The sequence below is a fragment of the Denitratisoma sp. genome, from assembly GCA_032027165.1.
Classification (GTDB): domain Bacteria; phylum Pseudomonadota; class Gammaproteobacteria; order Burkholderiales; family Rhodocyclaceae; genus Desulfobacillus.
This window is the reverse complement of record JAVSMO010000001.1, coordinates 2,499,603-2,523,778: the sequence shown is the minus strand read 5'-3', so window position 1 is coordinate 2,523,778 and position 24,176 is coordinate 2,499,603. Positions and strand designations below refer to the sequence as shown.

At 64.3% G+C, this 24,176-nt stretch carries 17 protein-coding genes; 15 read left to right on the top strand and 2 right to left on the bottom strand.

The window, feature by feature from the left end; all coding sequences use genetic code 11:
* Positions 1-171 precede the first annotated feature (171 nt).
* The 13 genes from ROZ00_12255 (at position 172) to glmS (ending at position 20,224) form a co-directional block, all read left to right on the top strand.
* The gene (locus ROZ00_12255; GenBank protein ID MDT3736990.1) at positions 172-1,251 is read left to right on the top strand and encodes a pilus assembly protein PilM; all 1,080 of its coding nucleotides are present in this window, start codon (positions 172-174) and stop codon (positions 1,249-1,251) included.
* On the top strand, positions 1,248-1,853 hold the full coding sequence (locus ROZ00_12250; GenBank protein ID MDT3736989.1) for a PilN domain-containing protein: 606 nt from the start codon (positions 1,248-1,250) through the stop codon (positions 1,851-1,853). The genes ROZ00_12255 and ROZ00_12250 overlap by 4 nt, the downstream gene beginning before the upstream one ends.
* The gene (locus ROZ00_12245; protein MDT3736988.1) at positions 1,850-2,533 is read left to right on the top strand and encodes a type 4a pilus biogenesis protein PilO; all 684 of its coding nucleotides are present in this window, start codon (positions 1,850-1,852) and stop codon (positions 2,531-2,533) included. Before ROZ00_12250 ends, ROZ00_12245 begins: the two co-directional genes overlap by 4 nt.
* Positions 2,530-3,057: a pilus assembly protein PilP gene (locus ROZ00_12240; GenBank protein MDT3736987.1), complete on the top strand. Its 528-nt coding sequence runs from the start codon at positions 2,530-2,532 to the stop codon at positions 3,055-3,057. The genes ROZ00_12245 and ROZ00_12240 overlap by 4 nt, the downstream gene beginning before the upstream one ends.
* Entirely contained in the window at positions 3,054-5,174 is a 2,121-nt protein-coding gene (locus tag ROZ00_12235; GenBank protein MDT3736986.1) for a type IV pilus secretin PilQ, read from the top strand. Before ROZ00_12240 ends, ROZ00_12235 begins: the two co-directional genes overlap by 4 nt.
* 81 nt (positions 5,175-5,255) lie before the next feature.
* Positions 5,256-5,783 (top strand): shikimate kinase, encoded by a 528-nt coding sequence (locus ROZ00_12230; GenBank protein MDT3736985.1) that lies wholly within the window; start codon positions 5,256-5,258, stop codon positions 5,781-5,783.
* Positions 5,771-6,856 (top strand): 3-dehydroquinate synthase, encoded by a 1,086-nt coding sequence (gene aroB, locus ROZ00_12225; protein ID MDT3736984.1) that lies wholly within the window; start codon positions 5,771-5,773, stop codon positions 6,854-6,856. The genes ROZ00_12230 and aroB overlap by 13 nt, the downstream gene beginning before the upstream one ends.
* Complete coding sequence (locus ROZ00_12220) at positions 6,849-7,970, top strand: deoxyguanosinetriphosphate triphosphohydrolase (GenBank protein ID MDT3736983.1); 1,122 nt, start codon at positions 6,849-6,851, stop codon at positions 7,968-7,970. The genes aroB and ROZ00_12220 overlap by 8 nt, the downstream gene beginning before the upstream one ends.
* Before the next feature lie 15 nt (positions 7,971-7,985).
* A complete protein-coding gene (locus ROZ00_12215; GenBank protein ID MDT3736982.1) occupies positions 7,986-10,526 on the top strand; it encodes a PEP/pyruvate-binding domain-containing protein in 2,541 nt (846 codons plus the stop codon).
* Between the two features lie 287 nt (positions 10,527-10,813).
* Positions 10,814-15,472, top strand: a complete 4,659-nt coding sequence (gene gltB, locus ROZ00_12210) for a glutamate synthase large subunit (GenBank protein MDT3736981.1) — start codon at positions 10,814-10,816, stop codon at positions 15,470-15,472.
* Positions 15,472-16,935 carry a glutamate synthase subunit beta gene (locus ROZ00_12205; protein ID MDT3736980.1) on the top strand — a complete coding sequence of 488 codons (1,464 nt, stop codon included), beginning with the start codon at positions 15,472-15,474 and terminating at the stop codon, positions 16,933-16,935. Before gltB ends, ROZ00_12205 begins: the two co-directional genes overlap by 1 nt.
* Positions 16,936-17,045: 110 nt before the next feature.
* Positions 17,046-18,401 (top strand): bifunctional UDP-N-acetylglucosamine diphosphorylase/glucosamine-1-phosphate N-acetyltransferase GlmU, encoded by a 1,356-nt coding sequence (gene glmU / locus ROZ00_12200; protein ID MDT3736979.1) that lies wholly within the window; start codon positions 17,046-17,048, stop codon positions 18,399-18,401.
* Between the two features lie 2 nt (positions 18,402-18,403).
* On the top strand, positions 18,404-20,224 hold the full coding sequence (glmS, locus tag ROZ00_12195) for a glutamine--fructose-6-phosphate transaminase (isomerizing) (GenBank protein ID MDT3736978.1): 1,821 nt from the start codon (positions 18,404-18,406) through the stop codon (positions 20,222-20,224).
* On the opposite strand, the gene ROZ00_12190 is transcribed toward glmS, so the two are convergent.
* Together ROZ00_12190 and ROZ00_12185 are read right to left on the bottom strand one after the other, a co-directional pair.
* Entirely contained in the window at positions 20,211-21,617 is a 1,407-nt protein-coding gene (locus ROZ00_12190; GenBank protein ID MDT3736977.1) for a heavy metal sensor histidine kinase, read from the bottom strand. The two genes, glmS and ROZ00_12190, sit on opposite strands and share 14 nt — an antisense overlap.
* Complete coding sequence (locus ROZ00_12185; GenBank protein ID MDT3736976.1) at positions 21,614-22,294, bottom strand: heavy metal response regulator transcription factor; 681 nt, start codon at positions 22,292-22,294, stop codon at positions 21,614-21,616. The genes ROZ00_12190 and ROZ00_12185 overlap by 4 nt, the downstream gene beginning before the upstream one ends.
* A gap of 151 nt (positions 22,295-22,445) precedes the next feature.
* On the opposite strand from ROZ00_12185, the gene ROZ00_12180 reads away from it, so the two are divergent.
* Together ROZ00_12180 and ROZ00_12175 are read left to right on the top strand one after the other, a co-directional pair.
* Positions 22,446-23,639: a TolC family protein gene (locus ROZ00_12180; protein ID MDT3736975.1), complete on the top strand. Its 1,194-nt coding sequence runs from the start codon at positions 22,446-22,448 to the stop codon at positions 23,637-23,639.
* Complete coding sequence (locus ROZ00_12175) at positions 23,636-24,166, top strand: hypothetical protein (protein MDT3736974.1); 531 nt, start codon at positions 23,636-23,638, stop codon at positions 24,164-24,166. Before ROZ00_12180 ends, ROZ00_12175 begins: the two co-directional genes overlap by 4 nt.
* Positions 24,167-24,176: the final 10 nt, after the last annotated feature.

Here is a 24,176-nt window from a genome sequence, read left to right as displayed (position 1 = left end):
ACACGATTACAATCAAGTAGTTGGAGTCATCCCGGGAGGAGCCACGTGGCGTGTCGGGGAAAAGCGACACGCCACGGGAAAAAAAACTTTACACAGGCCATAGTTGTTGCTAGGATTTAATGTAAATTATCTGTATTGCGCCTAACTAACGAGAATTCAAAAGGATTTTCCTTGCAGATAGATCTCTCGATATTCAACCCGAAGGCCCGCCCGTTGTTTGGGCTCGATATCAGTTCGTCATCGGTCAAGATGGTCGAGCTGGCCGAGGCTGCGAAAGGGAGCTACCGGATCGAGCGCTACGCAATCGAGACGCTGCCACGCGACGCGGTGGTTGATGGGAACATCACCAATCTTGAGGCGGTGGCCGATGCGGTCAAGCGGGCGTGGAAGCGCATGGGCACGTCGACCAAGTTCGTCGCCATGGCCCTGCCGGCGGCTGCCGTGATCACAAAGAAGATTATCGTCCCGGCCGGATTGCGCGAGCGCGAACTGGAAGTCCAGGTCGAATCGGAAGCGAATCAATACATCCCGTTCGCGCTGGACGAGGTCAATCTGGATTTCCAGGTGGCTGGGCCGGCGCCGAGCAGTCCTGAGGAGGTGGAGGTTCTGATTGCGGCCTCGCGCAAGGAGAAGGTGGAGGATCGGGTGGCCGTGGCGGAGGCGGCGGGATTGAAGCCTTTGGTCATGGATGTCGAGTCTTATGCTGCGCAGGCGGCATTCGAACTGGTCGAGAGCCAGCTTCCCGGAGGGGGCAAGAACCAGACGATCGCGTTGGTTGATATCGGCGCGAATGTCATGAATGTCACGATCCTGCGCAACGACCAGCCTGTCTATGTGCGCGAACAGGCTTTCGGCGGCAGCCAACTCACGCAGGACATCGTCCGCCAGTACGGCATGAGCCAGGAGGAAGCCGAAACCGCGAAACGAACCGGCAACCTCCCCGAGAACTTCGAATCCGATTTGTTGCGGCCTTTCCTGGACAACCTTGCACTGGAAGTTTCGCGGGCACTGCAGTTCTTCTTTACCTCAACCCAATACAACCAGGTTGACCACATTGTTCTGGCGGGAGGATGCGCCGTGATTCCCGGCGTTGATGAAGCCGTGTCCGGGCGCACCCAGATCAGCACGGTCGTCGCCAATCCCTTTGCCAGCATGGCGCTTTCTCAACGAATCCGCCCGAAGAACCTGGCGACGGATGCGCCATCCCTGATTGTCGCCTGCGGGTTAGCGCTGCGGAGGTTCGACCAGTGATCCGCATCAATCTACTGCCTTACCGCGAGGAGAGGCGCAAGGCGCTGCGCCAGCAGTTTTTTGCGTTGTCCGGCCTGATTGCCATATTGGCGGTGGTGATCGTCATCATGGTGCATGGCGTGATTTCCGGCTATATCAGCCAGCAGGAGAGCAAAAACGCATTCCTCAAGAAAGAGATCGCCGCGCTGGACAAGGAAATAGACGAAATCAAGCGCCTGAAGGAACAGACCAGTGCCCTGCTGTCGCGCAAGGGGGTGATCGAAACTTTGCAGAGCAGCCGGGCCGAAACCGTCCAGCTGTTCAACGAGTTGGCGCGACAAATTCCTGCGGGCATATACCTGAAGGCGCTGAAACAGACTGGAGCCAGAGTCAACCTGACCGGCATCGCCCAATCGAATGCCCGGGTGTCCACTCTGATGCGCAATCTCGAGGCCTCTCCGCTGCTCGAAAGACCGGATCTCGTCGAGATCAAGGCAGTCAACCAAGGCAACCGACGCTATGCGGAATTCAGTTTGAATGTCGTTATTTCGAGGACTGCCCCAGCAGCCGACAAGAAACCGGCACCCGGTGCGCAGCCGCCCAAGCAGGACAAGAAAGCATGAAGAAGCCCAACATGCCCCAAATGCCCGCGGTACCGAAAATCGACTTCAAGGCGCTGGCCGAGGATTTCAAATCCCTAGACCCCAAGGACATCGGCACTTGGCCGCTCCTGCCGCGCGTGACCGTGCTTCTGGGTATTTTCGCCGCACTGCTGGTCGGCGGCTGGTGGTTTGACTGGAAGTCCCAATTGGAGGAACTGGAAGGCAAGCGGCAACAGGAAGCCAAGCTCAAGGATGAGTATCTCGACAAGAAGCGGCAGGCGGTCAACCTTGAAGAGCACCGCAAGCAGCTTGCCGAAATCGACAAGACGTTTGGAGCGTTGCTCAAGCAGTTGCCCAACAAGGCCGAAATGGAGGCATTGCTGATCGACATCAACCAGGCCGGGCTGGGGCGCGGCTTGCAGTTCGAACTGTTCAAGCCCGGCCGGGAAACGACCAGGGATTTCTATGCCGAATTGCCAATCACACTGAAGATCACCGGCACGTACCATGACCTGGGCGCCTTTTCCGCCGACGTCGCAAAACTGTCCCGCATCGTCTCCCTGACCAACATTGCCGTCGTGCCTGAGAAGGGGGGGCAACTCAAGATGGATGCCACTGCGATGACATACCGCTACCTCGACGAGGAAGAACTGGCAGTACAGCGCAGAGCCAAGTCCAAGGCCAAAGGAGCGAAGAAATGAGGCGGGCAGCCATCTTCCTGACTTGCCTCGGCCTGACTGCGTGCGGCGGCGAGGAACATCAGGACCTTCGGCAGTGGATGAAGGAGTCGACCAAGGATTTCAAGGGCAAGATCCCGCCACTTCCGGAAATCAAGAGCTTTCCGGTTGTCGCGTATGAACCGGGAGATCTGCTCGACCCCTACAATGCCGCGAAAATCGAACCCGAGCGGAAGGCTGGCGGGGGCGCTCTCAAACCTGACCTTGACCGCCGCAAGGAGCCGCTGGAGGCCTATCCGCTGGAGTCCCTCAAGATGGTGGGCGCGCTGATCAAAGGGAAAATGGTCCACGCCCTGATCCAGGCCGACAAGAATCTGCACCAGGTGAAGATCGGGAATTATTTGGGACAGAACTTCGGAATCATTACGGACATAACCGAAACCGAGGTCAAACTGAAAGAGCTGGTTCCCGATTCCCTGGGGGACTATATGGAACGCACGAGCACATTGCAATTGCAGGAAAAGCAGCAGCCGGAGGGCAGGAAATGAATACAGCCAAGACCATCATCAGACGATTGTTACTCCCGCTGTGCATGCTGCTGACGCAGTCAGCATGGGCACAGAATGCCATTGAGGCCCTGGGGGTAAGCCAGCAAGGCAGCGACCTCGTCCTGAAACTGACGACCACACAGCCGTTGGCCGCCGTGCCGGCGAGCTTCAGCGTGGCCAACCCGCCACGGATCGCTTTCGATTTCCCTGGTGTGAAGAATGCGTTGGGCCGGAATTCGCAGACCGTCAACGAGGGCGATTTGCGCAGCGTCAGTCTCGTGGAGGTGGGCGATCGCACGCGGGTCGTGCTGAATCTTAAGCAGGTACGCCAGGCGGATGCGCGCATCGAGGGGAAGGATCTGTTCATCACACTCGGTGGCGTCGCGGTCGGTACAGCGGCGAAGGCCGAGCAGGCCAGTACCCAGCACTTCGCAGAGGTCAAGCCGTCGGTAGAGCAAAGCAGTATTCGTGACATCAACTTCCGTCGCGGGACCAACGGCGAGGGGCGCGTCATCGTCGACCTGTCCGATAGCAATGTGGGCATCGACATTCGCCAGCAAGGCTCGAATCTGGTGGTCGAATTTCTGAAAACCACGCTCCCGGAAAGCTTGCGTCGACGCCTGGATGTGACCGATTTCGCGACGCCGATCACGACGGTGAATACGCAACCGCAGGGCGAGAATATCCGCATGGTGATTGCACCGAAAGGGCTGTGGGAACACAACGCCTATCAGAGCGACAACCAGTTCGTGGTCGAAGTGAAGCAGATGATTGAGGATCCGAACAAACTCGTACAGGGCGGACGCAAGGGCTACCAGGGAGAGAAATTGTCCCTGAATTTCCAGAACATCGACGTACGCGCCGTTCTGCAGGTGATCGCCGACTTCACGGACTTCAATATCATTACCAGCGACACCGTGGGTGGCAGCCTGACGCTGCGACTCAAGGATGTTCCGTGGGATCAAGCGCTTGACATCATTCTGCAGGCGAAGGGCCTGGACATGCGCAAGAACGGCAATGTCATCTGGATCGCTCCGCGCGACGAACTGGCCGCCAAGGAGAAGCTGCAACTCGAATCGCGTCAGCAGATCACGGACCTGGAGCCGGTGCGGACCGAGACCTTCCAGCTGAACTATCACAAGGCCAAATCGGTATTCGATTTCCTCAAGAACAAGGACCAGACAGCGCTCTCGAAGCGGGGATCGGTTATTGTCGATGAACGCACGAACAAGCTCTTCGTAACAGACTCGCCTTCCCGTCTGGATGATGTGCGCAGGCTGATTGCCGAAATCGACATCCCGGCTCGCCAGGTGATGATCGAGGCGCGCATCGTGGAGGCGGAGGACAACTTCACCAAGAACGTGGGAGCCAGGATCGGCTATCACGACATGAATCCTACAAGGTCGGCCAGCAGAATCGGCAACGTGGGATATACGCTGGGCGGCCGGGTAACTGTTCCAGGTTTCCATACCGGACAAATTGCCAGCCCGATACCGGATTTCACCACTGAATCTTTGGGGGTTAACCTCCCGGCAACCTCAATTGCAGGAAAGCAGGCCGGGCAGTTCTCTTTTGTCCTGTTCAATACTGCGGCCACGCGCTTCCTGAATCTGGAAATCAGTGCGCTTGAAGCCGACGGCAAGGGCAAGATCATTTCCAGTCCGCGCATCGTGACAGCCGATCAGGTCGAGGCACTTATCGAGCAGGGTGTTGAACTGCCATACCAGCAGGCGACCAGTTCCGGCGCTACGAGCGTTTCCTTCCGGAAAGCGAACTTGGCCCTGAAGGTCAAGCCGCAGATCACCCCGGACGGGCGGGTCAACCTGACCGTCGACGTCAACAAAGACTCGCCGAACACGCAGATTGCCACTGGCGCGGGCGTCGCCATCGACACCAAGCATGTCAAAACCGAGGTGCTGGTTGATAACGGCGGCACGGTCGTGATCGGGGGCATTTATACGCAGGATGAACGGAACATCACGACCAGAGTACCGGTTCTTGGAGACATCCCGTACGTTGGCTTCCTTTTCAAGCACAACGAGAAAAAGGACAACAAGACCGAGCTGCTGGTCTTCATCACCCCGAAGATCATCAGCGAATCGCTCAGCATGCGCTGAGCCTGCTGCAAAGCACTTCAGGGCCGGCTTTGCCGGCCCTTTCTTTTTTACGCCGGCACTGCCGCCTGATAAAATTCATTGGTGAAAACCTGCGACAACATCTATTTCGTGGGCATGATGGGCGCGGGCAAGACGACGATCGGCCGGCAGCTGGCGAGGCGCTTGAAGAAGCGCTTTGTCGATTGCGATCATGAAATCGAGGCGCGCACCGGTGTGCGTATTCCGGTGATCTTCGAGATCGAAGGGGAGGCCGGCTTTCGTCGTCGCGAGTCGCAGGTCCTGCATGCCCTGTCAGGAGAGCACGATCTGGTGCTGGCCACGGGTGGCGGGGTGGTGCTGGACCCGCAGAACCGCAAGCGTCTGGCAGAAACCGGACTGGTGATCTACTTATGCGTGCAACCGGATGAACTGTTTGCAAGAACGCGGCATGATCGTAACAGGCCCTTATTGCAGGTGGCGGACCCACTTTCGAAAATCCGGGAACTCCACGAACAGCGAGATCCGCTATATCGGGAAATAGCCGACATCGTGTTGGAGGGCGGAGGCCGGACGCCTCTGGCCGCATCGCGCCAGCTCGAACAGGAAATACGGAAACGATGCGAACCCTGAAGGTCGCGCTCGATGCGCGCAGTTACCCCATTCATATCGGAGACCGCCTGCTGGGGAGGGCCGACCTCATCCTGCCGCATCTGAAGGCGCCAATCGCAGCCATTGTCAGCAATGAGACAGTAGCCCCCCTCTACCTCCCTGCCCTGGCTGGTCCACTGCGGGCGGGTGGGGTGCGGGTCACCGAGATCGTCCTGCCGGACGGCGAAGAGCACAAGAACTGGCAGACACTCAATCGCATCTACGATGCGCTGCTGGAAAATCGCTGCGAACGCGCAACGACCATTATCGCCTTGGGTGGCGGCGTCATTGGCGATCTGGCCGGGTTTGCCGCAGCAACCTACCAGCGGGGGGTCCCCTTCATCCAGGTGCCGACCACCCTGCTGGCGCAGGTTGACTCGTCGGTTGGCGGCAAGACCGGGATCAATCACCCGCTCGGCAAAAACATGGTCGGTGCCTTCTACCAGCCGCGCCTGGTACTGGCCGATACGGCCACCCTGCAATCCCTTCCCGATCGGGAACTGTGCGCCGGACTGGCTGAGGTGATCAAGTATGGCCTGATCCGTGACTTGCCCTTCTTCGAGTGGCTGGAAGGGAACATGGAGCGCCTCCGCGCACGCGATCCCGAGGCATTGACCCACGCCATCGAGCGATCCTGCAGCAACAAGGCCGACCTAGTGGCGGCCGATGAAACCGAATCCGGCGTGCGTGCCCTGCTCAATCTCGGCCACACCTTCGGCCATGCCATAGAGGCCGGCCTTGGTTATGGGGAGTGGCTGCACGGGGAGGCAGTCGCTGCAGGAACAGTGATGGCAATGGAGCTTTCGCGCCGCCTGGGTTGGCTGAACGAAGCGGACCTTGCAAGAACCGTCTCGCTGCTCAAGCGGGCCGGATTGCCCGTGCAAGGCCCGAGCATGGGCGCAGCCCGCTACATGGAATTGATGGCGCTGGACAAGAAAGTGGCCGCGGGCAAGCTGCGCTTAATCCTGCTGGAAGCGATGGGTTGCGGCGTGGTCAGCGCCGATGCCCCAGAGTCGGAGATTTGCGCTGCCATCGAGGCTTGCTGCCGTGGCTGAACTGGCTCCTTATGCCGTATCAGAGGCACACTCGAAAGGGCGCCGCCATCCTGAGCCGACGCCTGCCGCGCGCAGTGAGTTCCAGCGGGACCGAGATCGCGTCGTGCACTCGACGGCGTTCCGCCGTCTCGAATACAAGACCCAGGTCTTCGTCAATCATGAAGGTGACCTGTTTCGCACACGCCTGACACACAGCATCGAGGTCGCGCAGATCGCGCGCACGCTGGCGCGTGCGATGAAGTTGAACGAGGATCTGGCGGAAGCCATTGCGCTGGCCCACGACCTGGGCCATACGCCGTTCGGCCACGCCGGCCAGGATGCGCTGAATGCCTGCATGCGGGACCATGGCGGCTTCGAGCACAACCTGCAGAGCCTGCGCACGGTCGATCTTTTGGAAGAGCGCTACGGCGCCTTCGACGGCCTCAACCTGACCTACGAGACGCGCGAAGGCATCCTCAAGCATTGCGCGCCGAAAAAGGCTCACGAGCTGGGTGAGCTTGGCCGACGCTTCATCGAGGGTACGCAGCCCTCGCTCGAGGCGCAGCTGTGCAACCTGGCCGACGAGATCGGCTACAACAACCACGATGTGGACGACGGCCTGCGCTCCGGCCTGATCACGCTGGAACAACTGGAAGAAGTGGGCATCTGGGTGCGTCACGCCGCCGAGGTGCGCCGCACTTACCCGCAGATCGGCGGCCGCCGGCTGATTCATGAGACGGTGCGCCGCATGATCAACTCCCTGGCGGTCGACCTGATCGAGGAGACAAGGCGCAACATCACGGCAGCGGGCGTTGAATCCGTCGAGGACGTGCGCAAGGCTGGGCCGCTGGCCGCCTTCAGCACCGCCATGCATGCCGAGCACAAGGAGCTGAAGCACTTCCTGCGCATGAATCTCTACCAGCACTACCAGGTGCTGCGCATGACCAACAAGGCGCGGCGCATCATCAGCGACCTGTTCGGGGCGTTCATGGAGGATCCGCGCCTGCTGCCACCCCAGTACCAGCAGATGGCCCGCACCGACAAGCCGCGGGCCATCGCCGACTACGTCGCCGGTATGACGGACCGCTACGCCATTCGCGAACACCGGCGGTTGTTCGCCGTGGGGGAAATCTAGCCGGCACCGTCGCACGTGAAGACCCCGCAATTTGCCCCGACCACCGGCCTGCCGGAACTCGATGCGGTCTTGTGCGGTGTGCAGCGCGGCGACAACATCGTCTGGCAGATCGAGTCGCTGGAGGACTACCTTGCCTTGGTAAGGCCCTATGCCGACGCCGCCCGGGCCACCGGCAGACGATTGATCTATTTTCGCTTCGCCGACCATCCGGCACTGCTGAATGATGCCGAGGCCCATTACCCCGATGCGGAATCCGGGTTCGACGTGTTTGTCGACCAGGTGCACTCGGTCATCGAAGCCGCGGGTCGGGAAACGTTCTATGTGTTCGACTGCCTCTCCCATCTGGCCGACGTCTGGCAGTCGGACCGCAAGATGGGCAATTTTTTCCGCCTGACCTGTCCGCGCCTGTTCGACCTCGACACGGTCACCTATTTCGGCGTCTATCGCAATCGCCACGCGAAGCCGGCCATGGGGGTGATCACCAACACCACCCAGTTCATGATCGACGTCTTCCGTTGCCGCGCGCGGCTCTATCTGCGCCCGATCAAGGTGCAGCATCGTTCGGCGGCCGCAATGAACCTGATTCATGCCTGGGAGCCGGAAGGCCGGTTCCGCCCGGTGCGGGACAGCGGCACGGTCGCCGAGATACTTGCCAACTCGCAGTGGCCGGGCCTGGAGGACAACCAGATCGCCAGCCACTGGCAGAAGCAGTTTGCCGCGGCGAAGCCGGTGGCGGCCGCGCGCCGGGCGGGATTTCCCGATCCGGCCGAATGGGAATGGTTTGCGCGCCTGAGCCGCCTGCTGTTCGTCGACGACCCGGCGATGTCGCGCCTGATCGACGAGTACCTGACGCTCGACGATCTGCTGACGGTGCGCAGCCGCATGATCGGCACCGGCACCATCGGCGGCAAGGCGCTGGGCATGCTGCTGGCGCGCGCGGTGCTGCGCCGCGACGCGCCGCAGCTCGACGCCCGACTCGAGGCGCACGACTCCTTCTACATCGGCACCGACGTGTTCGACACCTTCATGGTGCATAACGAGCTGTGGTGGATCCGACGCCGGCAGCGCGACCCGGCGGTTTTTCTCGAGGAGATCGACGAGGCGCGCCGGCGCGTTCTCGCCGGCACGTTCTCGCCGACGACGCTGCGCCAGTTCGAGGGCATGCTCGAGTACTTCGGGGAGTGGCCGTTCATCGTGCGCTCGAGTTCGCGCCTGGAGGACCGCTATGGCAACGCTTTTGCAGGCCAGTACGACAGCGTGTTCTGCGCCAACCGCGGCCCGTGGGAGGAGCGCATCGGCGACTTGCTCGCCGCCGTCCGCCAGGTCTATGCCAGCGCCATGAGCGAGCAGGCGCTGCGCTACCGCGAGCGGCGCGGCCTGCTGGGGGAAAACGAGAAGATGGCGGTGCTGATCATGCGCGTGTCGGGCACCGCCGGCGGGCGCTACTTCCATCCGCATGCGGCCGGTGTCGGACTGTCGGTGAATCCCTATCGCTGGAATCCGCGCATCGACATGAAGGCCGGCGTGATCCGGCTGGTGGCCGGGTTGGGCACGCGCGCGGTGGACCGCAACGACGATGACTATACCCGCCTGGTGGCGTTGAACGCGCCCGAGCTGCGCCCGGAAACCAGTTTCGGTGACATCGCCCGCCATGCCCAGCGACGCATGGATGCCATCGACCTGCAGGAGAACAAGATCATCAGCGGCCCTTTTGCCGAGATGGTGCATGACCACCCGGATTTTCCGCTCGACTTGTTCACCACGCGCGAAGACCTGGGCAAACCCGCTTTTCTGACCTTTGATCGCCTGATCAAGGAAACCCCATTCGTTGCCGACCTGCGTGCCATGCTGGCGCAACTGCATGCCGCCTATCGTTATCCGGTGGAGATCGAGTTCGCGCTGAATGTCCTGGCGGACGGCAGCTATCGGATCAACCTGCTCCAGTGCCGGCCCCTCCAGGTGCGCAGCCTGGACGGAACGGTCAGCGTCGAGCCGCCTGCGGATGCGCCGCACCTCTTCGATGCGCAGGGCGCGGTGATCGGCCCCAGCCGGGTTGTCCGGCCGGATCGGCTGATCTACGTCGTCCAATCCCGCTACGCTGCGTTGGGACAGGGAGAGCGCCTCGATGTCGCCCGCCTGATCGGCGCCCTCAATCGCATCAGCGCAGACCGGACCATGGTGGTGCTCGGTCCCGGCCGCTGGGGCACCCGCGATCCCTGGCTGGGCGTGCCCGTCAGCTTCAGCGAGATCAATCACGTTGCCGCTCTCTGCGAGATCGTCGCCATGAACGAAAACCTGGTGCCGGATGTCTCGCTGGGCACCCATTTCCTCAACGAGCTGATCGAGGCGGACATGCTCTACTTTGCGTTGTTTCCGGGCAGGGCCGGCAACCGCATCGACGAGGCCGGAATGCTGAGTCGCCACAACCGTCTCCTGGAACTGCTTCCCAACGCCCGGCAATTCGAGAATGTCGTGCGGGTGGTCGATTTCAATCAGGATTCCGTCACCCTTTTTGCGGATGCCGAAAGGCAGCGCGTGGTCATGACCGGTTCGTAGCCGAAACCGGAAATCACGCCCCAATTTGGTGCGTTCCCGTGGTCGAAATGGTTTCCTGTGCGACAATGGGAATGGGAGCCTTCCGCATTGTCCGGTAACCGGGCAAGTTGATCTTGAAAGAGGGGGTGTTTCTGGGTATATTTCCCGGTTCGCCCGAAAGGTTTCATGAGAAGGCCGGTGCGCATGACCCAGCACCGGCTTTTTATCGACCACGGCCCGCATGCCGACCCGGCATGGGCCGGGCGACCCGGCCGACATGCCGGTGCACTAGTGTCGAGGAAACTGAGATGGACCGCCCCCGGAAAGAAGGCCTCTACGACCCCCGCAACGAACACGACGCCTGTGGCGTCGGCTTCGTGGTCAACATCAAGAATCGAAAGAGCCATGCCATCGTCGAGCAGGGCCTGCAGATACTGAAAAACCTCGAGCACCGCGGTGCCACCGGCTACGATCCGCTGCTCGGCGACGGCGCCGGCATCCTGATCCAGACTCCGGACGCCTTCTTCCGCGAGGAGATGGCCAAGCAAGGCGTGACGCTGCCACCGGCGGGCGAGTACGGCGTCGGCATGGTGTTCCTGCCACGAGATGAAGCCAGTCGCCGCGCCTGCGAAGCGGCGATCGAGCGCACCATTCGCTATGAGGGACAGACGCTGCTCGGCTGGCGCGACGTCCCGCGCGACAACCGCGGACTGGCCCAGGCGGCGAAGGACATCGAACCGTCCGTGCGCCAGGTCTTCATCGGCCGCGGCCAGGGCGTCGCCGACGCCGATGCGCTGGAGCGCAAGCTCTACGTCATCCGCAAGGCGGCCGGCCATGCCGTGCAGGCGCTCAAGCTGCCCGAGGGGAAGATGTTCTACGTGCCGTCGATGTCGGCGCGCACCGTGGTCTACAAGGGCATGCTGCTGGCCAACCAGGTCGGCGAGTACTACCTCGACCTGCAGGATTCGCGCCTGGTGACGGCGCTGGCGCTGGTGCACCAGCGCTTCTCCACCAACACCTTCCCGACTTGGGATCTGGCCCATCCCTTCCGCATGATCGCCCACAACGGCGAGATCAACACCCTGCGCGGCAACGTCAACTGGATCCGCGCGCGGCAGAACGGCATTTCGTCGCGAGTGCTCGGCGAAGATCTCGAGAAGATCTGGCCGCTGATCTACGACGGCCAGTCCGATTCGGCCTCATTCGACAACGCGCTGGAATTGCTGGTGATGGGCGGCTACAGCCTGGCCCACGCCATGATGATGCTGATCCCCGAGGCCTGGGCGGGCAACCGCCTGATGGACGAGGAGCGGCGCGCCTTCTACGAATACCACATGGCTCTGATGGAGCCGTGGGACGGACCGGCGGCGGTGGCCTTCACCGACGGCCGCCAGATCGGCGCCACGCTCGACCGCAACGGCCTGCGCCCGGCGCGCTACCTGGTCACCGACGACGACCTGATGGTCATGTCCTCGGAAATCGGCGTGCTGCCGATCCCGGAGGAAAAGATCGTCAAGAAGTGGCGCCTGCAGCCCGGCAAGATGCTGCTGATCGACCTCGAGCAGGGCCGCGTCATCGACGATGCCGAACTCAAGCAGTCCCTCGCTTCCGCCAAGCCCTATCGCAAGTGGATCGAGCAGTCGCGCTATTTCGTGGACGACCTGCCCGAGGTCAAGCACAGTGAGCCGCTGTCGGGGCCGCTGCTGGACATCCAGCAGGCCTTCGGCTACTCGCAGGAAGACTTCAAGTTCATCCTCGAGCCGATGGCGACCCAGGGCGAAGAGGCAACCGGCTCGATGGGCACCGACACGCCGCTGCCGGTGCTGTCTGAAAAGAACAAGCCGCTGTTCAGCTACTTCAAGCAGCTGTTCGCCCAGGTGACCAACCCGCCGATCGACCCGATCCGCGAGGAAATCGTCATGTCCCTGATTTCCCTGGTCAGCCCCAACCCGAACCTGCTCGGCATCGACGACGAAGAGCCGACGCCGCGGCTGGAAGTCATGCAGCCGGTCGTCTCGCCGGCGGACATGGCCAAGCTGAAGCAGATCGACCGCCTGACCAAGGGGGCATTCCGCTCCATCGTGGTCGACATCACCACGCCTGCCGCCGAAGGAACCTCCGGCATGAGCCGCTCGCTCTACCGCGTGTGCACCCGCGTCGAGCGGGCGGTGCATGAGGGCTACAACGTGATCATCCTGTCCGACCGGGCCGTCGACAGGGGGCATGCGCCGATCCCGGCGCTGCTGGCCTGCTCGGCCGTGCATCAGCACCTGGTGCGGACAGGGCTGCGTACCTCGGTCGGCATGGTGGTGGAGACCGGTGCGGCGCGCGAAGTGCACCATTTCGCCACGCTCGCCGGCTACGGCGCCGAGGCGATCCATCCCTGGCTTGCCTTCGAGAGCATCGCCGCCATCGCCGACCGGTTGCCCGGCAAGCCGGGCGCCAAGGAGGCGCAGAAGCGCTTCATCAAGGCCATCGACAAGGGGCTGATGAAGGTCATGTCCAAGATGGGCATCTCCACCTACCAGTCCTATTGCGGCGCGCAAATCTTCGAGGCGGTCGGCCTGTCCTCCGATTTTGTCTCCCGCTATTTCACCGGAACCCCGACCCGCGTCGAGGGTATCGGCCTGAAGGAAGTGGCCGAGGAGGCGTTGCGCACGCATGCGGCGGCCTATGGCAACGACCCGGTGCTGGCCGGCGCGCTCGAGACCGGCGGCGAGTACGCCTGGCGCGTGCGCGGCGAGGACCACATGTGGACGCCGGACTCGATCGCCAAGCTGCAGCATGCGACCCGCTCCGGCAAGTACGAGACCTACAAGGAATACGCGCGCCTCATCAACGACCAGACGAAGCGCCACATGACGCTGCGCGGCCTCTTCGAGGTCCTGCCGGCCGGCGCGCCCGTGCCGCTGGAGGAGGTAGAGCCGGCCAAGGAGATCGTCAAGCGTTTCGCCACCGGTGCCATGTCGCTTGGCTCCATCTCGACGGAGGCGCACACCACGCTGGCCATCGCCATGAATCGCATCGGCGGAAAGTCGAACACCGGAGAGGGCGGCGAGGATGCGATGCGCTATCGCCCGGTGAAGGGCGGCGAAACGCTGTCGGGACTGATCGGCAAGAACCGCATCGCGCGCGACCTCACGTTGAAGGCGGGCGACTCGCTGCGCTCGAAAATCAAGCAGGTAGCCTCGGGGCGCTTCGGCGTCACCGCCGAGTATCTGGCTTCCGCCGACCAGATCCAGATCAAGATGGCGCAGGGCGCCAAGCCCGGCGAGGGCGGCCAGTTGCCCGGCCACAAGGTGTCCGAATACATCGGCTTCCTGCGCCATTCCGTGCCCGGCGTCGGCCTCATCTCGCCGCCGCCGCACCACGACATCTATTCGATCGAGGACCTGGCGCAACTCATCCATGACCTGAAGAACGCCAATCCGCAGGCCTCCGTCTCGGTGAAACTGGTATCGGAAACCGGCGTCGGTACGGTTGCCGCCGGCGTGTCGAAGGCCAAGGCCGATCATGTGGTGATCGCCGGCCACGACGGCGGCACCGGCGCCAGCCCGATCTCCTCGATCAAGCATGCCGGCACGCCGTGGGAACTCGGCCTCGCCGAGACCCAGCAGACGCTGGTGCTCAACCGCCTGCGCGGCCGCATCCGCGTGCAAGTCGACGGCCAGATGAAGACCGGCCGCGACGTGCTGATCGGCGCCCTGCTCGGCGCCGACGAGTTCGGCTTCGCCACGGCGCCGCTGGTCGTCGAGGGCTGCATCATGATGCGCAAGTGCCACCTCAACACCTGTCCGGTGGGCGTGGCCACGCAGGATCCCGCACTGCGCAAGAAGTTCACCGGCCAGCCCGAGCACGTCGTGAATTACTTCTTCTACGTCGCCGAGGAAGTGCGCGAACTGATGGCGCAGATGGGCATCCGCAGGTTCGACGACCTGATCGGCCGCGCCGACCTGCTCGACATGCGCGAGGGCATCGCGCACTGGAAGGCCCGCGGCCTCGACTTCACGCGCATCTTCCACATGCCGAAGGTACCGGCCGAGGTGGCGCGCCGCCACGCCGAGGCGCAGGATCACGGCCTCGCCGGCGCGCTCGACCACCAGTTCATCGCCAAGGCAAGAGCGGCGCTGGAGAAGCGGGATAAAGTCGTCATCGAAAGCGCCATCCGCAACGTCAACCGCACCTGCGGCACCATGCTCTCGCACGAAGTGGCGAAGCGGCACGGCCATGCCGGCCTGCCGGACGATACGATTCGCATCAAGCTGGCCGGCACCGCCGGCCAGAGCTTCGGCGCCTTCCTGGCGAAGGGCATCACGCTGGAGCTGACCGGCGAGGCCAACGACTACGTCGGCAAGGGCCTCTCCGGCGGACGCATCGTCGTCAAGCCTTCGCCCGCCTTCCGCGGCAAGCCGGAAGAGAACATCATCATCGGCAACACGGTGCTCTACGGCGCGATTTCCGGTGAGTGCTACTTCCGCGGCGTCGCCGGCGAGCGCTTCGCCGTGCGCAACTCGGGCGCCACGGCGGTGGTCGAGGGCCTGGGCGACCACGGCTGCGAATACATGACCGGCGGCACGGTGGTGGTGCTTGGCCAGACCGGCCGCAACTTCGCCGCCGGCATGTCCGGCGGGGTCGCCTACGTGCTGGACGAGGATGGCGGCTTCGCGAAGCGCTGCAATCTCTCCATGGTGGCGCTCGAGCCGGTTCCCGAGGAAGAGGCCGTCAGCGAGACCGGCGAACTGGAGTCGCACGGCAAGGTGGCGGTGCGCCACCTCGGCCGTGCCGATGACGAGCTGCTGCGCTCGCTCATCGAGAAGCATGCGCAGCTCACCGGCAGCGTCAGGGCGAGAACGGTCCTCGACAAGTGGGCTTCCTATCGCGGCAAGTTCGTCAAGGTGATGCCGCACGAGTACCGCCGCGCGCTCAAGGAAATGGCAGCGCAGAAGAAAGAGCTGGAGGCCGCGTAATGGGCAAGCCTACCGGATTCATGGAGTTCAAGCGCCTCTCGGAGGCCTACGAGGCGAAGGACGAGCGCGTGCAGAACTATCGGGAGTTCGTCCACCACCTGACCGACGAGCAGGCCGCCCAGCAGGGCGCGCGCTGCATGGACTGCGGCATTCCTTTCTGCTCGAACGGCTGCCCGGTGAACAACGTCATTCCCGACTGGAACGACCTGGTCTACCGTGGCAACTGGAAGCAGGCCATCGAGGCGCTGCATTCCACCAACAACTTCCCGGAAGTCACCAGCCGCGTCTGCCCGGCGCCCTGCGAGGCGGCGTGCACGCTGAACATCAACGACGACGCGGTCGGCATCAAGTCGATCGAGCGCGCCATCATCGACAAGGCGGGCGAGAACGGCTGGGTGCTGCCTCAGCCGCCGGCGAAGAAGACCGGCAGGAAAGTGGCGGTGGTCGGCTCCGGCCCCGCCGGCCTGGCGGCGGCGCAGCAGCTGGCGCGCGTCGGCCATGACGTCACCGTGTTCGAGAAGAGCAGCCGCATCGGCGGCCTGATGCGCTACGGCATCCCCGACTTCAAACTCGACAAGCGCCTGATCGACTGGCGCATGGCTCAGTTGGAAGCCGAGGGCGTGAAGTTCAGGACCGGCATGATGGTGACGAAGGCGGCATTGCCTCAGGGCGTCGCCAGCGACGCCGCCAAAACGATCGAGGCCGCCAGGCTGGTCAAGGATTTCGACGCGGTGGTGCTGGCCGGCGGCGCCGAGCATCCGCGCGACCTGCCGATTCCCGGCCGTGACCTGGCGGGCGTGCACTTCGCCCTGGAATTTCTCATCCCGCAGAACAAGGAAGTGGCCGGCGACCGCAAGAACCCGATTTCCGCTGCGGGCAAGCACGTCGTCGTCATCGGCGGCGGCGATACCGGTTCCGACTGCGTCGGCACTTCGAACCGCCACGGCGCCGCCTCGGTCACCCAGTTCGAGCTGCTGCCGCAGCCGCCGAAGCAGGAGAACGGCGAGCTGACCTGGCCCTACTGGCCGCTGAAGCTGCGCACCTCCTCCTCGCACGAAGAGGGCTGCAGCCGCGACTGGTCCATCGCCACCAAGGAGTTCATCGGGGAGAACGGCCGGCTGAAGGCACTGAAGGCCGTGCGCCTGGAGTGGAAGGACGGCAAGATGGCAGAGATCCCCGGCAGCGAGTTCATCGTCAAGGCCGATCTGGTCTTCCTTGCCATGGGCTTCGTTTCCCCCGTGGGCGGCGTGCTCGAGGCGTTCGGCGTGAGCAAGGACGCCCGCGGCAATGCCCAGGCGACAACCGATGGCGACGGCTGCTACCAGACCAACGTCGGCAAGGTCTTCGCCGCCGGCGACATGCGCCGCGGACAGTCGCTGATCGTCTGGGCGATCCGCGAGGGCAGGCAGTGCGCACGTGCTGTCGACGAGTACCTCATGGGCAGCTCGACCCTGCCGCGCTGATTCCCAGCAAGGCTGATTAGCGGACAAGGGCGGCTGCGGTCGCCCTTGCTTTTCCGGGCATCGACGGGCCGCGTGTTAAAATTTCCCATCGACATCCGGATTCCTGCGTCATGAACGTCGTCATACTCGCCGCCGGCCAGGGCAAGCGCATGCGCTCCGACCGGCCCAAGGTGCTGCACCGCCTGGGCGGCCGTCCGCTCCTGGCGCATGTCCTCGACACGGCGCGCGAGTTGGGCGCCGGAAAAATCTGCGTCGTCCATGGCCACGGCGGCGAATCCGTGCGCGAGGCCCTCGACGCCGCCGATCTCGTCTGGGTGAAGCAGGAGCCCCAGCTCGGTACTGGCCACGCCGTGCTGCAGACACTGACTTTCCTCGACGATGGCGTTCCCACGCTGGTGCTCTACGGCGACGTGCCCCTGATCGGCGCGGCCACCCTCGCACGGCTGGTCGAGGCGGCCGGCAGCGGGCTTGGCGTGCTGACCGAGGAGCTTGATAATCCGAGCGGCTATGGCCGCATCGTGCGCGACGGCGACGGCAACGTCCTGCGCATCGTCGAGGAGCGCGACGCTTCCGATGACGAGCGCGCCATCGGGGAGATCAACACCGGCTTCATCGCTGCGCCGACGGCGGCGCTCCGGCGCTGGCTGCCGGCGCTGGGCAACGACAACGCGCAAGGCGAGTACTACCTGACCGACATCGTCCGGCTGGCCATCGGCGAGGGCATGCCGGTGGCGACCGCCCAGCCCGACGAGGCCTGGGAAGTGCTCGGCGTGAACAGCAAGGTGCAGCTGGCTCAACTGGAACGCATCCACCAGCACCGCAATGCGCTGCTGCTGATGGAGCAGGGCGTCACCCTGCTCGACCCGGACCGAATCGACGTGCGCGGCGAGATCGACTGCGGGCGCGACGTGACGATCGACGTGAACTGCGTCTTCGAGGGCCGCGTCGTGCTCGGCGAAGGCGTCGAGGTCGGCGCCCACTGCGTGTTGAAGAACGCCGTCATCGGCGCCGGCACGCGCATCGCCCCCTTCAGCCATATCGAGGACGCCGAGGCCGGTCGCAACTGCCTCATCGGACCGTACGCGCGCCTGCGCCCCGGCACGAAACTCGGCGAGGATGTGCACATCGGCAACTTCGTCGAGGTGAAGAACAGCACGGTGTCCGACAAGTCGAAGGCCAACCACCTCGCCTACGTCGGCGATGCCACGGTGGGCAGGAACGTCAATGTCGGCGCCGGCACCATCACCTGCAACTACGACGGCGCCAACAAGCACCGCACGGTGATCGAGGACGACGTCTTCATCGGCTCCGACACCCAGCTGGTGGCGCCGGTCACCGTCGGGCGCGGCGCCACGCTCGGCGCCGGCACCACATTGACCGAGGATGCGCCGCCGGACAAGCTGACCATCACGCGCGTCAAGCAGCTCACCGTGCCGGGCTGGAAGCGCCCAATGAAAAAGAAATAACCATGTGCGGAATCGTCGCCGCGGTCGCCGACCGCAACATCGTCCCCATCCTGATCGAGGGTCTGCGCAAGCTCGAATACCGCGGTTACGACTCGGCCGGCCTCGCCGTGCATAATGGCGGCATGCATCGCCTGCGCGCCGTGGGGCGCGTGGCGGAACTGGCGACGCGGGCCGAGGGCCTTTCTGCCGGCACCGGCATCGCCCACACGCGCTGGGCCACCCACGGCGTGCCCTCCGAACGCAACGCCCACCCGCACGTCTCCGGCGGGCTGGCGGTGGTGCACAACGGCATCATCGAGAACTACGCCGAGATCAAGGCCCGCCTGGCCGGCCTCGGCTACGTCTTCACCTCGGAGACCGACACCGAGGTCATTGCCCATCTCATCGAGCACAAGCTGAAGTCGCAGGCCGATCTCCTCGCCGCCGTGCGCGCCGCCTGCGCCGAGCTGGTTGGCGCCTACGCCATCGCCGTGCTCTCCGAGAAGGAGCCGCAGCGCGTTGTCGTGGCGCGGCACGGCGCGCCCCTGCTTCTCGGGCTCGGCGAGGATGGCCATTACGCCGCCTCGGACACCGCAGCACTCCTGCAGGTGACGCGCACCCTGATCTACCTCGAGGACGGCGACATCGCCGAGATCGCCCGCGGCGGCGTGCGCATCGTGCGCGCCGACGGCTCGCCCGTCGAGCGGCCGAGCCACGAGAGCACGCTTGCGGCCGACGCCGTCGAGTTGGGGCATTTCCGCCACTACATGCAGAAGGAGATCTTCGAGCAGCCGCAGGCGCTCGCCAACACGCTGGAGATGATCGGCACGGCACAGTCGGCGGCGCCGCAGCTCTTCGGCGCCGGCGCAGAGGAAATGCTCGCCGACGCCAAGAGCGTGCTGATCCTTGCCTGCGGCACCAGCTTCCATGCGGGACTCACGGCGCGCTACTGGATCGAGCAGCTCGCCGGCCTGCCCTGCAGCGTCGAGATCGCCAGCGAGTACCGCTACCGCAGCTCTGTGCCGAATCCGGAGGCGCTGGTGGTCGCCATCTCGCAGTCGGGTGAAACCGCCGACACGCTGGCGGCGCTCAAGCACGCGCGCGTGCTCGGCCAGTCGCGCACCCTGGCCCTCTGCAACGTGCCGGAATCTGCCATCGTGCGCGAGGCTGCCCTGAAGTTCCTCACCCGCGCCGGACCGGAGATCGGCGTGGCGTCGACCAAGGCCTTCACCACCCAGCTGGCGGCGCTGTTCCTGCTGGCTGTCACGCTGGCGAAGGTAAATGGCCGCATCGACGCGCGCGAGGAGGCGGCGCACCTCACCGCCATGCGCCACCTGCCGCTGGCGGTGGGTCGCGTGCTCGAACTGGAAAAGGGCATCGCCGCCTGGGCGAAACAGTTCGCCGGCAAGCATCACGCGCTGTTCCTCGGCCGCGGCCTGCACTACCCGATCGCCCTCGAGGGCGCGCTGAAGCTGAAGGAGATCTCCTACATCCACGCCGAGGCCTATCCGGCCGGCGAACTCAAGCACGGCCCACTGGCGCTGGTCGACAAGGACATGCCGGTGGTTGCCGTGGCGCCCAACGACGCCTTGCTGGAGAAGCTCAAGTCCAACCTGCAGGAAGTGCGCGCCCGCGGCGGCGAGTTGTTCGTCCTCGCCGACGCCGGCAGCGAGATTGCCGAGTCGGAAGGCGTTCGCATCATCCGCATGCCCGAGCACTATGGGCTCCTGTCGCCCGTGCTACACGTCGTGCCCCTGCAGCTGCTGGCCTACCATGCCGCTCTGGTCAAGGGCACCGATGTAGACAAGCCGCGCAATCTGGCCAAGTCGGTCACGGTGGAGTGACGGCCGGGAACGCCATCTCGAATCGCGTCAGGCCATTTGCCGATGCCACGGCGATTGTTCCGCCGTGCGCTTCGACGATCGATCGGGTGATGGCCAGACCCAGGCCGGCGCCTTCATGCGATCTGTGCCGGGACGCGTCGGCCCGGTAGAAACGGTCGAACAGGCGCGGCAGGTGCTCGGGCGGAATCGTCTCACCGGGGTTTTCGATCGCCAGGCGGATTCTTCCCGGGGCCGGCCGGTCGATGCGAACTTCGATCGTGCCGCTGCGCGGCGTGTGGCGAAGAGCATTCGAAAGCAGGTTGCCGAGGGCGCGGCGAAGCATCAGCCGGTCGCCCTGCACCACCGCCTCGCCGGCTAGAGCCAGGCGAACTCCTTGCTCTTCCGACAGCGCCTCGTAAAACTCGAAAAGCTGCCGTACTTCCTCCGCCAGATCGATGGGCTCGCTGCGCGGCACGATCAGGCCGTTGTCCGCCTTGGCCAGGAACAACATGTCGCCGATCATGCGGGCGAGCCGGTCGTATTCCTCCAGGTTCGAATAGAGCACTTCACGATACTCTTCGGCCGATCTTGCCCTGGAGAGGGCCACTTCCGTCTGGGTCATCAGGTTGCTGATAGGAGTGCGCAGTTCGTGGGCCAGATCCGAGGAGAAATCCGACAGGCGCCGAAAGGAATCCTCCAGGCGGGCCAGCATGGCGTTGAAACCGGATGCCAGTTCGACCAGTTCCACCGGCACGCTATCGAGCGTCAGGCGGCTTTCAAGGCGGCTGGCCGAGATGCCGTGGGCCACCCGCGCCATGTCGCGCACCGGCACCAGCCCCCTGCGCGCGGCGACCCAGCCGAGCAGCCCTGTCAGCAGGATGCCGATGGCGACGGCCAGCCACAGGCTCTGGCGGAATGCCGCCAGAAATTCCAGGTGATGGCCGATGTTCAGGGCGAGGGCAACTGTGAAGAGGGGAGCCCCGGGAATTTCCGACGCCGCCGTGGCGACGATGCCGCGATAGGTCTGCCCGTCCTGCAACCACACCCTGGGCTTTGGCGATCCGGTTGCCTCGCGGTCGGCCCGGTCGTTCAGCAACGGAGCAAGAAGTGCCGCATCCGGCGTCGCGAACAGCATTCGCTTCCCCGGCCAGATGACCGAGACGGAAAGGCCGTGATGCCCGACGAGGGCGTCATCGAGCCGCTGGGTCGCGGCATCCAGATCGTTAGGCGAGTGCACCTTCGACAGAGTGTGACGGACCAGCGCCAGCTTGCCTTCGAATTCGTGCACATCCTGTTCCTCGAAGTGTGTTTCCACCGCCGCGCCGACCCAATAGCCGATCACCATCAGGACCAGGGTAGAGGCCGTGGAGAAGAACAGCGTGAGCCGGAAGGTGATCGACCGGGAGCGCTTCATTTCGCCTCGGGTTTTTCGAGGACGTAACCCATGCCGCGGACGGTGCGGACCAGCTTGGGCTCGAAATCGTCGTCGATCTTCGCCCGCAGCCGTCGCATGGCAACCTCGATGACGTTGGTGTCGCTGTCGAAATTCATGTCCCAGACCTGGGAAGCGATCAGCGAACGCGGCAGTACTTCGCCCTGGCGGCGCAACAGCAATTCGAGCAGGGCGAACTCCTTGGCGGTGAGATCGATGCGCCTGCCGCCGCGCGATACCCTCCGCCGCAGAAGGTCGAGTTCCAGGTCGGCCGCGCGCAGCGTTTCCGGTTCCTTCGATTTTCCGCGCCGCAGCAGCGTGCGCACCCGCGCCAGCAGTTCCGAGAAGGCGAAGGGCTTGACGAGATAGTCGTCGGCGCCCAGTTCCAGCCCCCTTACGCGATCTTCGACCTGGTCGCGTGCGGTCAGGAACAGGACAGGCATGTGTCGTCCGGCCTGGCGGATTTCGTGCAGTACGTGCCAGCCGTCGAGCCCCGGCAGCATGACGTCGAGCACCACAAGGTCGTAGTCTTCGGTCAGCGCCCGATGCTTGCCGTCGACGCCGTCGCGCACGAGATCCGCCACGAAGCCGGCTTCCGCCAGCCCCTGCCTGAGGTATTCGCCGGTCTTTTGCTCGTCCTCGACGATCAGAATTCTCATGTTCCTTCCTGTAGCCGACCCCGGATGCCGCCATTGTGCATGTCCGCCGCCGCCTTTTCCCGAAGATTACAAACTTGTAATGCCTCTGTCAGCTGTCTGTCGGGCGCCCGAAAGCATCATGGCAGCCATGTGGAAACGAGGACTGATCCCGATGAGCAAGCTGCCTATCCTGCTGGCCGGGCTGGCGGTGGTCCAGCCGGCTTTCGCCCAGACCCTTGGCGAAGCACTGGAGCAAGCCTGGGCGCGCCACCCCCAGGCCAGCGCGATTTCCGCGCGCGAGGACGAGGCGCGGGCACGCGCCGAACTGGCGGACAGCATCACGCCGGGACCGGCGGCGCTGTCCCTCTCCAGCCTGAACGACCGCCTCAATCGGAACCGCGGCAAGCAGGAATGGGAAGCCGAAATGGCCGTGCCCCTCTGGCTGCCCGGGCAGCAGACGGCACGCGAAGCCGAGGCGGAAAGTGCCTTGGCGGAAGTCGCTGCGCGAAGCAGGGCCCTGCGCCTGCAGCTTGCCGGCGAGGTGCGCGAGGCATGGTGGTCGGTGGCTGCCGCACGCCAGGCGCGAGACCTGGCAAGGCACCGGGCGGAAACCGCCCGCGCCCTGGATGCCGACGTGCAACGCCGCTACAAGGCCGGGGATCTGGCGCGCATCGATGCCAACCTTGCGCAAAGTGAGCGTCTCGCCGCCGAGGCGGAGGCCATCGAAGCGGAAGCCGCGCTGCTCGCCGTCGAGCAGGTCTGGCGCAATCTTACCGGCGCGCCGCCGCCGGCCCTGCTGCCCGAGGAGGGCACGGTCGCCTCGCATGAACCTTCGGACGACCATCCCCGGCTTGCCGCCGTGGCCGCCGCGGCCCGAACGGCCCGCAGCCATCTGCGCGTCGCCGAGGAAACCCGCCGCGACGCCCCGGAACTCGCCGTGCGCGTGGTGCGCGAACGGGGAGGGTTCTCGGAACCCTATGCGAATTCCGTCGGCGTTAAGCTGACGATTCCCTTCTCCTCCGGCCCGCGCGTGCGCCAGGAAAACGCGGCTGCCCGCGCAGAGAGCGCCCAGGCCGATGCGGAGCTGGTGCTGGCCCGGCACCGCCTGCAACTCGACGCGGGGAAGGCCCGGCTTGATCTCGCCGCGGCGCAACGTCAGCTCGCCATGGCACAGGAACGGCGGGCGCTCGCCGCCGACAACCTGCAGCTCACCGAGAAATCGTTCGCGCTGGGCGAGGCCGACCTGACCGTTCTGCTGCGCGTGCGCGCTGCGGCCTTCGAGGCCGAGACCTTTCTCAACCGTCAAAAGGTCGCGCATGCCGCGGCCCAGTCCCGTCTCAAGCAAACCCTTGGAGTCCTGCCGTGAAATACCTGATCCCGTTCATAGTGAGCGCTTTTCTTGCCTTCTCCGCCTGGGCGCATGGCGGCGAGGATCACGGCGACGGACCGGCGCCGGCGGCTGTCGCCGACATTGCGCCGCGCGCCGTGGCGCAAAGCGAAGACTTCGAACTGGTTGCCGTGCTGGCGGAGGAGAAGCTGACCCTTTATCTCGACCGCTACGCCGACAATGCGCCCGTGCCCGACGCCGAGCTCGAGGTCGAGAGCGGCGCCTTCAAGGCTGCCGCGGTCCAGATCGCGCCCGGCGTGTATTCGGTGCCGGGCCAGGCCTTCTCCCAGCCCGGCAAGCATCCGCTGACGATCTCCGTGCAGGCAGGCGATGCCGCCGATCTGCTCACAGCCACGCTCGACCTCGCTCCGCCGCTTGCCGGTGACGAACATGCCCGCGATTGGACCGAATGGACGGTATGGAGCGCCTCGGGCGTGCTTCTGCTGACCGGCGCGGGTCTCGTCGCCGTGCGCCGTCGCAAGATGAACAGAAAACAACACAACTAAGGGATGACAT

Excerpts from the sequence above, each read along its gene's own strand:
- ROZ00_12245 (MDT3736988.1), top strand. The coding sequence starts at position 1,850 with ATGAAGAAGCCCAACATGCCCCAAATGCCCGCGGTACCGAAAATCGAC.
- ROZ00_12240 (MDT3736987.1), top strand. The coding sequence starts at position 2,530 with ATGAGGCGGGCAGCCATCTTCCTGACTTGCCTCGGCCTGACTGCGTGC.
- ROZ00_12235 (MDT3736986.1), top strand. The coding sequence starts at position 3,054 with ATGAATACAGCCAAGACCATCATCAGACGATTGTTACTCCCGCTGTGC.
- aroB (MDT3736984.1), top strand. The coding sequence starts at position 5,771 with ATGCGAACCCTGAAGGTCGCGCTCGATGCGCGCAGTTACCCCATTCAT.
- gltB (MDT3736981.1), top strand. The coding sequence starts at position 10,814 with ATGGACCGCCCCCGGAAAGAAGGCCTCTACGACCCCCGCAACGAACAC.
- ROZ00_12205 (MDT3736980.1), top strand. The coding sequence starts at position 15,472 with ATGGGCAAGCCTACCGGATTCATGGAGTTCAAGCGCCTCTCGGAGGCC.
- glmU (MDT3736979.1), top strand. The coding sequence starts at position 17,046 with ATGAACGTCGTCATACTCGCCGCCGGCCAGGGCAAGCGCATGCGCTCC.
- glmS (MDT3736978.1), top strand. The coding sequence starts at position 18,404 with ATGTGCGGAATCGTCGCCGCGGTCGCCGACCGCAACATCGTCCCCATC.
- ROZ00_12190 (MDT3736977.1), bottom strand. The coding sequence starts at position 21,617 with ATGAAGCGCTCCCGGTCGATCACCTTCCGGCTCACGCTGTTCTTCTCC.
- ROZ00_12185 (MDT3736976.1), bottom strand. The coding sequence starts at position 22,294 with ATGAGAATTCTGATCGTCGAGGACGAGCAAAAGACCGGCGAATACCTC.
- ROZ00_12180 (MDT3736975.1), top strand. The coding sequence starts at position 22,446 with ATGAGCAAGCTGCCTATCCTGCTGGCCGGGCTGGCGGTGGTCCAGCCG.